Source organism: Streptomyces sp. NPDC037126 (assembly GCF_055605965.1).
In genome coordinates, this window is record NZ_JBVJTD010000020.1 from 78591 (window position 1) to 93617 (window position 15027).

The following is a 15027-nucleotide window of genomic DNA, read 5'->3' on the forward strand; positions in this document are numbered from 1 at the left end:
GCGCCCGGGGGTGTCACCACCCCGCCAGCGACGCCCAGGAGCCCCGCCCGTGACCGCCGAAGCCCCGACCGCACCCCTCGTCTCGCACGGCCGGCTGATCCCCGTCACCGTCCACTTCGACGACCTCGACGCGCTCGGGCTCCTGCACAACGCCCGCTACCCGCTGATGGTCGAGCGCGCCTGGACCGAGCTGTGGAACGAGCACGGCGTCCGCTTCGACGGCGACTGGGCGGCGGCGGGCGACGCCTGCAACGCGGTCCGGGAACTGCGCATCGGCTACGAGGCGCCGGTCACCCGCCCCGGCACCTACGCCGTGCACCTCTGGCTGGAACGGCTCGGCACCACCGGCCTGACCTACGGCTTCCGCTTCTGCTCCGCCGACGGGGTCGAGACCTACGCCCGGGGCACGCGTGTGCTGGTCAGGCTGGACCCGGCCACCATGCGTCCCGCGCCGTGGAGCGACGCCTTCAGGGCCGCGGGCCGGGAACTGCTGCTGCCTGCCGGCTGACCTCACGGGGTCCCCGGCGCTCGGCCGTGCGCAGCACGCCCGCGAACACCGCGAGCCCGCACGCCAGCGCCGTCACCACGCAGAACGAGACCACCAGGCTGGTCGCCTGGGCCACCCCGCCGATGAGGCTCGGCGCGATCAGTCCCGAGGTGTAGGTGATGGTCGCCACGCCCGCTATGGCCTGGCTCGGGTTGGGCCCGGCGTGCCCGGCGGCCGCGAAGCACAGCGGCACGACCACCGCGATGCCGAGGCCCATGCACGCGAACCCGCACATCGCGGGCGCCGGCTGCCCGGCGAGGACGATCAGCACCCCGCCCAGCACGGCGAGGAACCCGCCGGCGCGCACCGTGCGGACCGCGCCGAACCGGTTGACCACCGCGTCCCCGGCGATCCTCGCCACGGCCATGGTCAGCATGAACCCGGTCGTGGACGCCGCCGCCAGACCGGCCGAGGTGTCCAGCCGGTCGTGCAGGAACACCGCCGACCAGTCGAGGCTCGCCCCCTCCGCGAACACCGCGCAGAAGCCGACCGTGCCGATCAGCAGGGCCGAGCGGGGCGGCAGCGCGAACCTCGGCGGCGGCTCCTCGCCCTCGGCGGGCTGCACGTCCAGCACCCAGGAGCAGGCGACGAGGCCGAGCACGGTGAGGACGGCCGAGGTGAGCAGGAAGTGCAGGCGCGCGTCCGCGCCGAGGTGCGCGGCGAGGGTGCCGGCCGCCGAGCCGACCAGCGCGCCGGCGCTCCACATGCCGTGCAGTCCCGACATGATCGACCTGTCCAGCAGCCGCTCGACCTCGACCCCGAGCGCGTTCATCGCCACGTCGGCCATGCCCGCGCTCGCGCCGTAGGTGAACATCGCCAGGCACAGGGTGTACAGGTTCGGCGCGAGGGACGGCAGTACGAGGGACAGCGTCCACAGCGCGATCAGGCCGCGCAGGGCCGTCCGGCTGCCGAAGCGGTGACTGATCCGGCCGGCCAGCGGCATCGAGCACGAGGCGCCGAAGGCGGTGAAGGCCAGCGCGAACCCCAACTGGCCCGCGCTCAGCGAGGCATGTGCCTGGATCCACGGCACCCGGGTGGCGAAGGTGCCGGTGACGGCGCCGTGCACGGCGAACACGGCCGCCACGGCGTACCGGGCGCGCCTGACCTCGTCCTGCGCGTCCTGCGCGCGACCCACGTCACTCATGTCCCAGTCCCTCCCCAGGTTCCCCGACACCGCCGTCCGCTGCCCGCCGTAAACTATCAGGGACCCTGCCTGATAGATAGCGCGTCACGAGCGGGGCGGCCGGGTCCGCCGATCTGGGAGGATCCCGTCATGCCCGCATCACCCAGCACCGCCCGGGCCATCAACGACCGGCAGGCCCTGCGGCTGCTGCAGCAGGAAGGCCCGCTGACCGCCGGGCGGTTGAAGCAGCTGACGGGGCTCTCCCGGCCGACCGTCGCCGACCTCGTCGAACGGCTCACCGACTCCGGGCTGATCGCCGTGGTCGGAGAGTCCGGCGAGGTCCGCCGGGGCCCCAACGCGCGGCTCTACGGCATCGTCGCCGACCGCGCCCACCTGGCCGCGCTGGACGTGCGCACCGAGGGGGTCCTCGTGCTGGTCTCCGACCTCGTGGGGCGGGTGCTGGCCGAGGAGTCCGTGCCGATCGGCGGGGACACGGGGACCGGGCCCGCCGTGGAGCAGGCGGTGGCCGCGGTGGAGCGGACCGCCAAGGAGGCCGGGGCCGACCCGCTGCACACCGTCGGGATCGGCGCGCCCGGTCTCATCGACCCGGCCACCGGCGACCTCCGCGACTCCGCGGGGCTGCCCGCCTGGCACCGCAGCCTGGCAGCCGCGCTCCAGGAACGGCTTCCCGGCGCCCGCGTCACCGTGGAGAACGAGACCAACCTGGCCGCCCTGGCCGAACAGCGCGAGGGCGCCGCGCGCGACCGGGACACCTTCGTCCTGCTCTGGCTGGGCCATGGCGTCGGCGCCGCGGTCGTCCTCGACGGCACCCTGCGCCGCGGCGCCTCCGGCGGTACCGGCGAGATCGGCTTCCTCCCCGTCCCCGGCACCGTGTCCCTCCCCTCGGCGACCGACTGCGGCGGAGGATTCCACTCCCTGGTCGGAGCCGCCGCGGTGTGCTCCCTGGCGGCGGAGCACGGCCTCCCCGCGCCGGGCGCGCCGGACGGCCCGGGCGCGGCGGAGGTGGTGCGGGCCGCGGTGGCGCGGGCGAAGGAGCGGGGAGAGGGCGTGCGCGCCGGGGCCGCACTCGGGGTGGGGCCCGTCCGCGACGTCGGCGCCACCCCCGCCGGCCGCTTTCTGGAGGTGCTCGCCGACCGGGTCGCCGTGGGGGCCGCCTCCGTCGCCGCCCTCCTCGATCCGGGGTGCGTGGTGCTCGGCGGGGAGATCGGGCAGGCGGGCGGCGAGCTGCTGGCCGGCCTGGTGGGGGAGCGGCTGCGCCGGATGTCCCCGCTGCCCACCGACGTCCGTGCGAGCACCCTCGGCGGGGCCGCCGTGCTGCGCGGTGCGCTGCTGACGGCCCGGGACCGGGCGCAGGACGAGCTGTTCGCGCCGCGGGAGCGCTAGGTGTATTGCCCGGTGAGACCTTTCCGGTCACCGCGCTAGCGGCGGGTGGCGGGGCCGAACCGCCGTGCCAGGTACTCCTCGAACGTCACCTTGCCCACCGCGCGCTCCGGTGCCAGGTGCCCGCCGTCACGGAAGGTGCGGTAGGTGCGGCCGAGGAGCGGCACGTTCGCCACCGCCCGGCGGCGCCCGGTCGCCTGGAGATAGGCGCGGGCCAGCGACTCGAAGGCACGCACCTCGGGCCCGCCGATGTCCGGCACCCGCCCCGCCGGTGCCGCGAGCGCCAACTCGGCCAGCCGGTCGGCCACTTCGGTCACCTCCACCGGCTGGTCCGCCACGCCCGCCGGGAGCGCCATGAACGGCGGCCTCGCGAGCCCCTGGAAGAGGGTCACCAGCAGATCGTGGAACTGGGTCGTCCGCAGGACGGTCCAGCCGAGCCCCGACCGCTCGATCCGTCCCTCCACCGCCAGCTTCGTCCGGTAGTAGCCGAGCGGCACCCGGTCGACGCCGACGATGGAGATGTAGACCAGATGGCGCACACCGGCCTTCTCGGCGGCCCCGATCAGACGCTCCGCCGCCTTCTCGTCGCCGCCCCGCGGACTGCTCGCGCAGTGCACCACCGTCTCCACCCCCGCGAGCGCGGCGTCCAGGCCCGCCCCGCCCACGCGCAGATCGACGGCGTAGGGCTGCGTGTGCCGGCTGAGCACGCGCACCTCGTGCCCGTCCGCGCGCAGCCGCTCGGTGACGTGCCGGCCGAGCGTGCCGGTGCCGCCGGTCACCAGGATCGTGGTCATGCTGTTCCCGTCCCTCCGGACCCGGGCGCCCCCGGTCGGGGCACCCCTCACCGGATGGGACAGGACAGCACCGGGAAACGTGACACGCCCGGCGTGCCGGGCCGTACCAGGGTCCTGGCGGCCCGGCGGCGGGCAAGGGCCGTCGTCACCGCCGCCGGGCCCGCCCGCACCCTAAATGGACTAGACCAGTGCGGTCAATGGTCCGGACCGAGACCAACGCGGGGCCGCGGCACGGCAGTTGACCCGGGCCGCTGCGGCGCGCAAGTCCAGGGGCACACACTGTGAGCGAACCCACATGTGCCCCCTGTCAGGGCGGGGGCCCGGCATGGCACACTGGCCCTGTACCAGAAGCAGCGCACTCCGGGGTCGGTGAAAGTCCGAACCGGCGGTTACAGTCCGCGACCCGGTCGCTTCCAGCGGCCGGTTGACCAGGTGGAATTCCTGGACCGACGGTTAAAGTCCGGATGGGAGGCAGTGCGCGGCGGGCGGGCATGCGTCACGTGTGCGCGCCGCCGTATCTGGACTCGTCCGTACCCGGGCGGGTCCTTCTCGGCGTCGCCCGACGTGTGTGCCCACCCGTGTCTCTGTCGTCATCGACAGGCCCCGGAGTCCGTGCCCGAAGAGGCAGGAGGACCCGGGAAGTGTTCACCGGAATCGTCGAAGAGCTTGGTGAGATCACCGCCGTCGAGAACCTCGGCGACGCCTCCCGCTTCCGGCTCCGCGGACCCGTCGTGACCGAGGGCGCGCAGCACGGCGACTCCATCGCCGTGAACGGGGTCTGTCTCACCGTCGTCGACCACGAGGGCGACGAGTTCACCGCCGACGTCATGGCCGAGACGCTGAACCGCTCCAGCCTGGGCGCGCTCTCCGTCGGCGCCCGCGTCAACCTGGAGCGCCCCACCGCCGTCGGCGCCCGCCTCGGCGGCCACATCGTGCAGGGCCATGTCGACGGCACCGGCGAGGTACTGGAGCGCAAGCCCTCCGAGAACTGGGAGATCGTCAAGGTCTCGCTCCCGGCGGACCTCTCCCGCTACGTCGTGGAGAAGGGCTCCATCACCGTCGACGGCATCAGCCTCACGGTCGTGGAGGCCGGCCCCGACTACTTCACCGTCAGCCTCATCCCCACCACCCTCGCCCTGACCACGCTCGGCGTGAAACAGCCCGGCGACCCGGTCAACCTCGAGGTGGACGTCGTCGCCAAGTACGTGGAGCGGCTGCTCGCGGCCGGTCAGGGGGCCGGCCGGTGAACTCGCTCAACTCCGAGGCATTCACCCTGTTCGGGCAGCACATCCTGTGGTCCGACATGATCGGCAACATATTCGGCCTGGCAGCCCTCGCGCTCGGCTGGCGCCGCTCCCTGTGGACCTGGCCGGTCCAGTTCGTCTCCGGCCTGATCCTCTTCGCGGCCTTCTACGGCCACCTGACCGGCAGCGCCGGCAAGCAGGCCGTCGTCATGGCCGTCGCCGTCTACGGCTTCTGGCAGTGGAACCGCGGCCGGGGCGAGGGCGGTGACGGGCAGATCACCCCTCGGTTCGCCACCTGGCGCGAGCGCGCCGCCCTGGTCGGCGCCGCGGCCGTCGGCACCGTCGCCGCCGCCCTGCTCTTCACCGCGTTCCCAAAGCTGTCCTGGGACCCCTGGCCGGACGCCTACATCTTCGTCGGCACCGTCGTCGCCATGTACGCCCAGGCCAAGGGCATGGTCGAGTTCTGGTTCGCCTGGCTGCTCGTCGACCTCGTCGGCGTCCCCCTCAACTTCGCCAACGGCTACGCCTTCTCCGGTTTCGTCTACGTCATCTACGGCGCACTCGTCCTGTGGGGCATGCGCGACTGGTGGCTGCGCTCCCGCCGGAGCCCGCAGCCCGTCCTGGAAGGAGCGCCGGCATGACCGCGGCCCCTCTGCTGTACCGCACCGACGACGTCGACGACTTCACGCTCGACCCGGTCGAGCAGGCCATCGCCGACATCGCCGCCGGCCGACCCGTGGTGGTCGTCGACGACGAGGACCGGGAGAACGAGGGCGACCTCGTCGTCGCCGCCGAGAAGGCGACCCCCGAGATCGTCGCCTTCATGATGAGCGAGTGCCGGGGCCTGATCTGCGCGCCCATGGAGGGCGAGGAACTGGACCGGCTGCGGCTGCCGCAGATGGTCGAGGACAACACCGAGTCGATGAAGACCGCCTTCACCGTCTCCGTGGACGCCTCCGCCGCCCACGGGGTGAGCACCGGCATCTCGGCCGCGGACCGCGCCACCACGCTCCAGCTGCTCGCGAGCGGCGCGGCGGAGCCGACGGACCTCGTCCGGCCCGGCCACGTCTTCCCGTTGCGCGCCAGGTCCGGCGGGGTGCTCGTGCGCAACGGCCACACCGAGGCCGCCGTCGACCTCGCCCGGCTCGCCGGACTCCGTCCGGCCGGCGCCATCGTCGAGATCGCCGGCGAGGACGGCCGCATGCTCCGCCTGCCCGAGCTGATCCCCTTCGCCCGCAAGCACGGCCTGACGATCATCTCCATCGAGGACCTGATCGCCTACCGCCGCGGCAGCGAGCCCACCGTCCACCGCGAGGCCGAGACCCGTCTGCCCACCCGGCACGGCACCTTCAGGGCCTACGGCTACCGCGCCACCGACGGCGTCGAACACGTCGCCCTCGTCCACGGCGACCTCGGCACCGGCGAGGACGTCCTGGTCCGCGTCCACTCCGAGTGCCTCACCGGCGACGTCTTCGCCTCCCTGCGCTGCGACTGCGGCCCCCAGCTGGACACCGCCCTGCGGCGGATCCAGGAGGAGGGCAGGGGAGTGGTGGTCTACCTGCGCGGCCACGAGGGACGCGGCATCGGCCTGCTGTCCAAGCTGCGCGCCTACGAACTCCAGGAGCAGGGCCGCGACACCCTCGACGCCAACCTGGAGCTCGGCCTGCCCGCCGACGCCCGCGACTACGGGGCCGGCGCGCAGATCCTCGCCGACCTCGGCGTGCGCAGCGTGCGGCTGATGACCAACAACCCCGACAAGACCGACGCGCTGCTGCGCCACGGGCTGCAGGTCACCGGCCGCGAGCCGATGCCGGTGCAGGCCGGCGAGCACAACCTCCGCTACCTGCGCACCAAGCGGGACCGGATGGGGCACGATCTGCCCTGGCTGGACACGGGCGCCGTGTCGGCCACCTGCGGCAACCAGTAAGCACGAACGCACTGAGGAGAGAAGTGAGCGGCAAGGGTGCACCGGAGCTGTCCGTACGCAACGCGAGCGACCTGCGGGTCGCCGTCATCGCGGCGCAGTGGCACGAGAAGGTGATGGACGGTCTGGTGAACGGCGCCCTGCGCGCCCTGCACGAGCTGGGGATCGACGAGCCGACCCTGATCCGGGTCCCGGGCAGCTTCGAGCTCCCGGTCGCCGCCAAGGTCCTGGCCGGCCGCGGCTACGACGCGGTGGTCGCCCTCGGTGTCGTCGTACGCGGCGGCACCCCGCACTTCGACTACGTGTGCCAGGGCGTCACCCAGGGCCTCACCCAGGTCTCCGTGGAGACCGGCGTCCCCGTGGGCTTCGGCGTGCTCACCTGCGACACCGAGGAGCAGGCCCTGGACCGGGCCGGTCTGGAAGGGTCGAACGAGGACAAGGGACACGAGGCGGTGACCGCGGCGGTGTCAACCGCGGCCACACTTCGCTCAGTATCCGAACCCTGGCACTGAGGCACCGGCCGGAGCGCGTAGGGTAAGGACCACCATGTCCAAGAAGACGTTCGAGGAGCTCTTCACCGAGCTCCAGCACAAGGCCGCCCAGGGCGATCCCGCCACCTCCCGCACCGCAGAGCTGGTGGGCAAGGGTGTCCATGCCATCGGCAAGAAGGTCGTCGAAGAGGCCGCCGAGGTCTGGATGGCCGCCGAGTACGAGGGCAAGGAGGCGGCCGCCGAGGAGATCTCGCAGCTGCTCTACCACGTCCAGGTGATGATGGTCGCCCGCGGCATCTCCCTGGACGACGTCTACGCCCATCTGTAAGTCGCCCCCGCCGCAACAGCCGTAGAAACCCCTTCACGCAAAGGAAGCCGACCTCATGCTGCGCATCGCCGTCCCCAACAAGGGTTCCCTGTCCGGCCCTGCGGCGGAGATGCTGCATGAGGCCGGCTACCAGCAGCGCCGGGAGTCCAAGGAGCTGCGCATCGTCGACCCGGGCAACGAGGTCGAGTTCTTCTACCTCCGCCCCCGCGACATCGCGATCTACGTCTCCTCCGGCCGCCTCGACATCGGCATCACCGGCCGCGATCTGCTGGTCGACTCCGGTGCCGACGCCGAGGAGATCCTGCCGCTCGGCTTCGCCCGCTCCACCTTCCGCTTCGCCGGCAGGCCCGGCACCGCGGACGGCATCGAGGACCTCAAGGGCAGGACGGTCGCCACCTCCTACGAGGGCATCGTCGCCAAGCACCTCGCGGACAGCGGCGTCGACGCCTCCGTCGTCCACCTGGACGGCGCGGTGGAGACCGCGATCGAGCTGGGCGTCGCCGAGGTCATCGCCGACGTCGTCGAGACCGGCACCAGCCTGCGCAACGCGGGCCTGGAGGTCTTCGGCGAGCCGATCATGAAGTCCGAGGCCATCGTGATCCGCCGCACCGGCGCGGACGCCGAGGAGCCGAAGGTCCAGCAGTTCCTGCGCCGCCTCCAGGGCGTCCTGGTCGCCCGGACGTACGTGATGATGGACTACGACTGCCGCGTCGAGCAGCTGGAGAAGGCCGTCGCGCTCACCCCCGGCCTGGAGTCCCCGACCGTCTCCCCGCTGCACAACGAGGGCTGGGTCGCGGTCCGTGCCATGGTCCCCGCCAAGGAGGCGCAGCGGATCATGGACGACCTCTACGCCATCGGCGCCCGCGCCATCCTGACCACGGCCATCCACGCCTGCCGCCTGTAAGAAGGTGAGCGAACAGATGTCCGACCTGCCCACGCTGCCCGTCACCTTCCGCCCGGGCCACACCCGGGCCATCCTGCTCACGGCGGGCGTGGCGATCTTCCTGACCATCTCCGGGGTCGCGATGCTGCTCGAGCAGCTCGGCCCGGGGGAGCGGGCCAGCTTCGTCGTCACCGGCGCGCTGATCTTCTGGGCCCTGGCCCGGCTGGCCCGGGTCAAGGTCGTCGCCGACGAGGGCGGCGTCACCGTCGTCAACATCGCCGGCCAGCGGCGCCTGGACTGGGCGGAGATCCTTCAGGTGAACCTCCGTCCGGGCGATCCCTGGGTGTTCCTCAACCTCAGCGACGGCACCAGCCTGGCCGCGCTCGGCATCCAGCCAGGCCTGGCCAGGCAGCGGGCCATCGCCGACGCGAGGGCCCTGCGGGCGCTCGCCGAGGCCCGCTCCACCGCCCATGTGGCGGAAGATCGGGGCTGACTCGGGGTCGCCCACCCTGCCCGTGCGGGCCCTGTCTTTATTAATCTGGTGGCGGAGGCGTTCACGCTGCGCCTCCGCCCCTGCGTGCCGCCCGGTGCACAGGGGTTCCTGCAACCCGAGGAGTGACCCCCTCCGGCGATGGACGGATCGTCCTGTAGTACCTGCGCCGCCCCCACCCGACATACCGGGGAGGCGGCGGCATCGTGACCACCCCTCTGCTGCTCCTCGGAGCGGCTCTCCTGCTGATCCTTGCCAACGGATTCTTCGTGGCGGCCGAGTTCGGCCTGGTGACGGTCGAGCGGCCGGACGCCGAGAAGGCCGCCGCCGACGGCGACCGACGCGCCGGCACGGTCGTCGAGTCGCTGAAGGAGCTGTCCTTCCAGCTCTCCGGCACCCAGCTCGGCATCACCATCACCTCCCTGGTCGTCGGCATGCTCGCCGAACCGGCGCTGGCCGCGCTGCTGCACGGCCCGTTCGCCGCGCTCGGCATCCCCGGCGGTGCCGTCTCCGGCGTCGCCGTGGTCGTCGGCATGCTGCTGGCCTCGGCCATCCAGATGGTGGTCGGCGAACTCGTGCCCAAGAACTGGGCGGTGTCCAGGCCGCTGCAGGTCGCCCGCTTCGTCGCGGGCCCGCAGGCCCGCTTCTCCCGCCTGTTCCGGCCGGTGATCGCCGCGCTCAACACGGTCGCCAACCGGCTCGTCCGCGCGCTCGGAGTCGAGCCCGCAGACGAACTGGCCTCCGCCCGCACCCCGGGCGAACTCGTCTCGCTGGCCCGGCACTCCGCGCAGGCGGGCGCCCTGGAGCAGGACACGGCCGACCTGTTCGTGCGCACCCTGTCCCTCGGCGAGCTGACCGCGCAGCACGTGATGACCCCCCGTGTGAAGGTCAGCGCGCTGCAGGACTCCGCCACCGCCGAGGACGTGGTCAACCTCACCCGTGCCACCGGACTGTCCCGCTTCCCCGTCTACCGGGAGAAGATCGACGAGATCGTCGGCATGGCCCACCTCAAGGACGCCCTCGCGGTCCCGGCGAGCGACCGCCTGCGCACCCCGGTCGGCCGCATCGCCCGTCCGGCGCTGCTGGTCCCCGAGACCCTGCCGGTCCAGCCCCTGCTGGCCCGGCTGCGCAGCGAGCAGCCCATCGCGGTCGTCGTGGACGAGTACGGCGGCACGGCCGGCGTGGTCACCCTGGAGGACATCGTCGAGGAACTCGTCGGCGAGGTCCGCGACGAGCACGACGCCAAGGACGTGCCCGAGCTGGCCGCCGCACCCCCCGAGGACGGCAGGCCCGCCTGGGACGCCGACGGCAGCTGCCGCGTCGACATCCTCCAGCGCATAGGCCTCGACGTGCCCGAGGGACCGTACGAGACGGTGGCCGGCCTGGTCGCCGACCTGCTCGGCCGGATCCCCGCCCCCGGCGACAAGGCCGAACTGCCCGGCTGGCGGCTCTCGGTCCGCCAGGTCGGCCACTACCGCGCCGAGCGGGTCCGCCTGGTCCGGACGGCCCCGGCGGTCAACGCCGTGGAGGCCCTGCGATGAGCGTCCTCCAACTGTTCTTCGCCGCGCTGCTCGTGCTCGCCAACGGTCTCTTCGTCGGCGCCGAGTTCGCGCTGGTCTCGGTCCGCCGCAGCCAGATCGAACCGCTCGGCACCGCCCGGGCACGCCAGGTGCTGTACGGCCTGGAGCGGCTGCCGCAGATGATGGCCGCCGCCCAGTTCGGCATCACCGTCTGCTCCCTGACCCTCGGCGCGGTCGCCGAACCGACGGTGGCCCGGCTGCTGGAGCCGGTGTTCGCCGCCGTCCACCTTCCGGACGGCGTGATCCACCCCCTCGGCTATGTCATCGCCCTCGCCGGGGTGGTCTTCTTCCACCTCGTCGTCGGCGAGATGGTCCCGAAGAACCTGGCCATGGCGGCCCCGGAGAAGGCCGCGCTGTGGCTCAGCCCCGGCCTGGTCTGGTTCGCCCGCGTCTGCCGGCCGATCACGGTGTCCCTCGGCGCCTGCGCCCAGGCCGTCCTGCGGCTGTTCCGGGTCGAGCCGAAGGACGAGGTCGAGGCCGTCGTCACCAGCGAGCAGCTCAACCGCCTGCTGGAGGACTCCGGTCAGGCGGGCCTGCTCGACCCCGAGGAGCAGGAGCGCCTGGAGGACGCCCTGGAGCTGGGTTCCCGCCCGGTGACGGACGTCCTGCTGCGGCGCGAGTCCCTGGTCACCGTGCCCCCCTCGGTCACCCCGGGGGAGATCGTGCGGCTGACCGCCCGGACGGGCTACTCCCGCTTCCCGGTCGCCGCGTCCGCCAAGGGCGCGTTCATGGGGTACGTCCACGTCAAGGACGTCCTCGACCTGGAGGACTCCGACCGGGCGGTGCCCCAGCGCGTCTGGCGCCCGATGGCGACCCTCCGCGCCGAGCTGCCCCTGGACGACGCCCTCACGGTCATGCGCCGCGCGGCCACCCATCTGGCCCAGGTCGCGGACTCCACCGGCAGGGTACTGGGGCTGGTGGCGCTGGAGGACGTGCTCGAACTCCTGGTCGGCGAGGTACGGGACCCGGCGCACCGGGAGGTCCCGGACGTGCGGCTGACCGAGCCGAGGGTGAGCGGGGAGCCGGAGCAGGCACTGGCCACGTAGACCGTGGTCGCCCAGGGGCGCGGGGGATGTTCGCTCAGTCGCCCGTGCCCCGTGCGCGCCTCTCCCGCGTGCTCCCGCGCCTACATGGCCGACGGATCGTGCGGCCCCCGGCCCGAGAGGACCTCCCCGTAGGCCTGCATCAGGTCGGGCAGCCGCAGGGTCGCCAGGTCGTCGCGGGACAGGGCGCCGGCGTAGGTCGACAGCCGGAGGTCCCGGTACGCGCAGCTCTTCTCGTACAGGGTGCGCAGGAAGCGGCCGTTGCCCAGTTCGTCGATCCAGCCCTGGTCGACGACGTGGCCCGCGATGGAGCGCAGCTCCTCCAGGGCCTCGTCGTCCCACACGTCCCCGTTCTCCGCGGCCAGCACCTTGCCGATCTCGGTGAGTTCCGGCGGCCGGTAGGAGGGGAAGTCGACCCGGGTGGTGAACCGGGAGGACAGCCCGGGGTTCGCGGCGAGCAGCCGGTCCATCCCCTCCGGATAGCCGGCGAGGATCACCACCAGGTGGTCCCGGTTGTCCTCGGCCCGCTTCAGGAGCACCTGCAGCGCCTCGTCGCCGTACGCGTCCCCCTTGCCGTACCCGGAGTTGGACAGCGAGTACGCCTCGTCCACGAACAGCACCCCGCCGATCGCGGAGTCGATCAGCTCGTTGGCCTTCACGGCCGTCTGCCCGAGGTACTCGCCGACCAGGTCGGCCCGCTGGGCCTCGACCAGGTGGTCACCGCCGAGCAGCCCCAGGGCGTAGAACACCCGGCCGAGGATCCGGGCCACCGTGGTCTTCCCCGTGCCCGACGGGCCGGAGAAGACGAAGTGCCGTTTGGGCGGCTGCACCGGCAGCCCCTGACCGGCCCGCAGCCGGGCCATGTTCAGCTGCGCGGAGAGCGCCTTCACCTGCCGCTTGACCGGTTCGAGCCCCACCATGCGCTCCAGTTCGGCGAGAGCCTCCTCCAGTAGCGCGGGATCGGTCGGCCCCGCCGGCAGATGGGACGCGGAGACGCCGGTCTTGACCCGCACCGCCGGATCGGGGACCGAGGGCAGGGGACCGGTCGGCAGGTCCGGCTCCGGCAGCCGCAGGTCCCGTCCCTCCGCGCCGAACACCGGGTCGAATCCGTCCAGGCCGTCCCCCACGTCCTGCCCCATGCCGGTCAGCGTGATCGAGGCGAGGTCGGCCGCGTCGTCGTACCCGTCGCCCTCGGCGATCGCCGCGAGCCGGGCCGAGGTGTCCATGAAGGCCGGGTCGACCCGGTGCACCGCGCGGTAGAGCGGGAGCGCGGCGGCGGAGCGGCCGGTGCCCTCGTGGGCGCGCGCCAGCCAGTAGCGCAGCTCCTTGCGCTGCGGCTGCTCGCTGCGGCAGCGCATCAGCGCCGCCGACAGCAGCGGCTCGGCCTGGCCGTACATCTCCAGCCGCACCCGGGCCATGCCGCCGAACAGGCCGGCCTCGATGCCGAGCATCGGGTCGTCGAGCAGCGGGTCGGTGTGCCGCACCAGCTGATCCCAGTCCTTGACCAGATAGGCGCGGCAGGCGTGCAGAAAGCGGACCTGCGGGTCCGTGTCGACCGGCGGCAGACCGGCCAGCGCACGGTCCAGCTCGGGCACGTGCCGCCCGTCCAGCCAGTGCGAGGCGTGCGCCAGCAGCAGGTCACGCGGGCTCTCCAGCACCGGCTGCACCCACCAGCCGAGCCAGTACCAGGAGTTCAGGGTCCGGCGGTGCCGGGCGCGCTGCTCGCCGAAGCGCTCCCGGTGCCGGTACATGCGCAGCAGCGCGGTCGTGGTGTCGACCCGGAGCGCATGCAGCCCGAGCCACGCGTCCGCCATGCCGGGGTCCATCCGCACCGCGACCCGGAACTCCTCCTCCGCCTGCGGATAGGCACCCATCGTGTAGGCGTCCACCCCCCGCAGCCAGGCGAGGTCGGCCGGGGCCTCGGGGCCCTGCGTGCCGAAGTCCATCACGTCCCCCCACAGACCGTGCCCCCGTGGTTCACCGCCCGGGCAGTCACCCGGCGGCCGCCGCGGTCGAACCGCCTTTCCGCGGACCGGAGTTGCAGGTGCGCGAGGCAGCCGCTCGAAGGTCGCACCGAAGGCATCGTACCCGCGGTACGACCGCGTTCCGAAGGGTGCCGCACAGCCCGTTTGGCGAGGTGGGAGCAGACGGGCGCACGCGCCTCGGTGACCGAGGGTGATGAGATGGGTGCGCGGAGCGGCCGGGAAACCGGCTCGCGGGCAGAACGAAGCCCCCGATCACGGGGGAACAACCGGGGGCTTCGCGTCTTCGGGCGGCTCCCATGGCCGCTCATTGAGAACGTAAGTCCTGTACGACCCCCCGGTCAAGCAGAGTTGAGGCACTCGGGGGAGTTGCCGCGGACGGCTCTTCACACCTTCACCACATCAGAGACGGTCCGTCACTGTGGGTCACAACCTGGTCCGGTCCAGGGGGCGACTCGGGCCCCGGCAGTACCTTGTATCCCTTGTGTGTCTGCATCACCAGAAGATCGGCATGGGGGCGCGAAGGGTCGAAGGCGAAGTGCGCGCGCTCCGCCGCCACCCAGCCGTCCCAGAACTCCCGCTGCTCCGCCCCGTCCCGCCGGCGGCCGCGCGCCCAGGACTCCTCCTGGGGCAGCTCCATCCACAGCAGCCGCGCCAGATGCGGCCGCAGCTCGCGGCGGCCGGCGCCGACGCCCTCGAGCAGGACCACGGGCGCGGGCGGCAGGGGGCGCGGCTCCCCGAACGCGCGGGCGCGCCAGTCGTAGGGGGTGTAGTACGCGCTTTCGCCGTCGGCGAGCGGGTGGATCACCTGGCTCCGGAGGCGGTCGGTCCACGCGAAGAGCCGCTCGTGGCTGGCGATGTCGTCGAGGTGGAGCACCGGGGCCCCGCCCAGCGCGTCGGCCAGCCGTCCGGTGAAGGTGGACTTCCCGGATCCCGCGTGCCCGTCCACACCGATCAGCCGGACCGGCCCGAGGGACGGGCGGAGCCCGCGCAGCCGGGCGGCGAGGTCGTCGATGGTGATTCCCGAGGTGTGGTGCGGTGTGGGGGGTTTTCCGGAAACATTCTAGTAGCGGCCCATAGTGACTGGACCACCGGGGCCGCCCGGCGGGAAAGAAAGTCACGGTTTGAACCACCGGCTGGCGGCCAGTCAATGGCACCGATAAACATTCGCGAATCCCCTGACCGATATGTCGAATT

The 15027-nt window shown here is 72.8% G+C and carries 15 protein-coding genes and 1 riboswitch; of the genes, 11 read left to right on the forward strand and 4 right to left on the reverse strand.

Translation table 11 applies throughout. The features are described from left to right. The first annotated feature begins 49 nt into the window (after positions 1-49). Positions 50-508, forward strand: a complete 459-nt coding sequence (locus ACZ7FF_RS34105) for an acyl-CoA thioesterase (protein WP_470817247.1) — start codon at positions 50-52, stop codon at positions 506-508. On the opposite strand, the gene ACZ7FF_RS34110 is transcribed toward ACZ7FF_RS34105, so the two are convergent. Continuing rightward, positions 468-1691, reverse strand: coding sequence for an MFS transporter (locus tag ACZ7FF_RS34110; RefSeq protein WP_470817249.1), 1224 nt, complete (start codon positions 1689-1691; stop codon positions 468-470). The genes ACZ7FF_RS34105 and ACZ7FF_RS34110 overlap by 41 nt on opposite strands. A 129-nt stretch (positions 1692-1820) precedes the next feature. On the opposite strand from ACZ7FF_RS34110, the gene ACZ7FF_RS34115 reads away from it, so the two are divergent. Then, positions 1821-3074, forward strand: coding sequence for an ROK family transcriptional regulator (locus ACZ7FF_RS34115; RefSeq protein ID WP_470817251.1), 1254 nt, complete (start codon positions 1821-1823; stop codon positions 3072-3074). A gap of 35 nt (positions 3075-3109) precedes the next feature. On the opposite strand, the gene ACZ7FF_RS34120 is transcribed toward ACZ7FF_RS34115, so the two are convergent. Then, positions 3110-3865, reverse strand: a complete 756-nt coding sequence (locus ACZ7FF_RS34120) for an SDR family oxidoreductase (protein ID WP_470817253.1) — start codon at positions 3863-3865, stop codon at positions 3110-3112. A 351-nt stretch (positions 3866-4216) separates the two neighbouring features. Next, a riboswitch (FMN riboswitch) is annotated at positions 4217-4347 on the forward strand. A 159-nt stretch (positions 4348-4506) separates the two neighbouring features. On the opposite strand from ACZ7FF_RS34120, the gene ACZ7FF_RS34125 reads away from it, so the two are divergent. The 9 genes from ACZ7FF_RS34125 to ACZ7FF_RS34165 all read left to right on the forward strand — a co-directional run bounded on the left by ACZ7FF_RS34125 (position 4507) and on the right by ACZ7FF_RS34165 (position 11851). Next, positions 4507-5112 (forward strand): riboflavin synthase, encoded by a 606-nt coding sequence (locus ACZ7FF_RS34125; RefSeq protein ID WP_470817255.1) that lies wholly within the window; start codon positions 4507-4509, stop codon positions 5110-5112. Then, complete coding sequence (locus tag ACZ7FF_RS34130; protein ID WP_470817257.1) at positions 5109-5750, forward strand: nicotinamide mononucleotide transporter family protein; 642 nt, start codon at positions 5109-5111, stop codon at positions 5748-5750. The genes ACZ7FF_RS34125 and ACZ7FF_RS34130 overlap by 4 nt, the downstream gene beginning before the upstream one ends. Continuing rightward, positions 5747-7036, forward strand: coding sequence for a bifunctional 3,4-dihydroxy-2-butanone-4-phosphate synthase/GTP cyclohydrolase II (locus tag ACZ7FF_RS34135; RefSeq protein WP_470817258.1), 1290 nt, complete (start codon positions 5747-5749; stop codon positions 7034-7036). The genes ACZ7FF_RS34130 and ACZ7FF_RS34135 overlap by 4 nt, the downstream gene beginning before the upstream one ends. Positions 7037-7059: 23 nt before the next feature. Further along, a complete protein-coding gene (gene ribH / locus ACZ7FF_RS34140; protein WP_470817260.1) occupies positions 7060-7545 on the forward strand; it encodes a 6,7-dimethyl-8-ribityllumazine synthase in 486 nt (161 codons plus the stop codon). Between the two features lie 34 nt (positions 7546-7579). Beyond that, the gene (locus ACZ7FF_RS34145) at positions 7580-7852 is read left to right on the forward strand and encodes a phosphoribosyl-ATP diphosphatase (protein WP_019983911.1); all 273 of its coding nucleotides are present in this window, start codon (positions 7580-7582) and stop codon (positions 7850-7852) included. A gap of 55 nt (positions 7853-7907) precedes the next feature. Continuing rightward, positions 7908-8756 carry an ATP phosphoribosyltransferase gene (gene hisG, locus ACZ7FF_RS34150; protein WP_470817263.1) on the forward strand — a complete coding sequence of 283 codons (849 nt, stop codon included), beginning with the start codon at positions 7908-7910 and terminating at the stop codon, positions 8754-8756. 16 nt (positions 8757-8772) lie between these two features. Continuing rightward, positions 8773-9228 (forward strand): PH domain-containing protein, encoded by a 456-nt coding sequence (locus ACZ7FF_RS34155; protein ID WP_470817264.1) that lies wholly within the window; start codon positions 8773-8775, stop codon positions 9226-9228. A 203-nt stretch (positions 9229-9431) separates the two neighbouring features. Beyond that, positions 9432-10766: a hemolysin family protein gene (locus ACZ7FF_RS34160; RefSeq protein WP_470817266.1), complete on the forward strand. Its 1335-nt coding sequence runs from the start codon at positions 9432-9434 to the stop codon at positions 10764-10766. Then, on the forward strand, positions 10763-11851 hold the full coding sequence (locus ACZ7FF_RS34165; RefSeq protein ID WP_470817267.1) for a hemolysin family protein: 1089 nt from the start codon (positions 10763-10765) through the stop codon (positions 11849-11851). The genes ACZ7FF_RS34160 and ACZ7FF_RS34165 overlap by 4 nt, the downstream gene beginning before the upstream one ends. A gap of 80 nt (positions 11852-11931) precedes the next feature. On the opposite strand, the gene ACZ7FF_RS34170 is transcribed toward ACZ7FF_RS34165, so the two are convergent. Next, positions 11932-13794 carry an AAA family ATPase gene (locus ACZ7FF_RS34170; RefSeq protein WP_470817269.1) on the reverse strand — a complete coding sequence of 621 codons (1863 nt, stop codon included), beginning with the start codon at positions 13792-13794 and terminating at the stop codon, positions 11932-11934. 430 nt (positions 13795-14224) lie between these two features. After that, positions 14225-14785 carry a uridine kinase family protein gene (locus tag ACZ7FF_RS34175; RefSeq protein WP_470817355.1) on the reverse strand — a complete coding sequence of 187 codons (561 nt, stop codon included), beginning with the start codon at positions 14783-14785 and terminating at the stop codon, positions 14225-14227. Between the last annotated feature and the right edge of the window lie 242 nt (positions 14786-15027).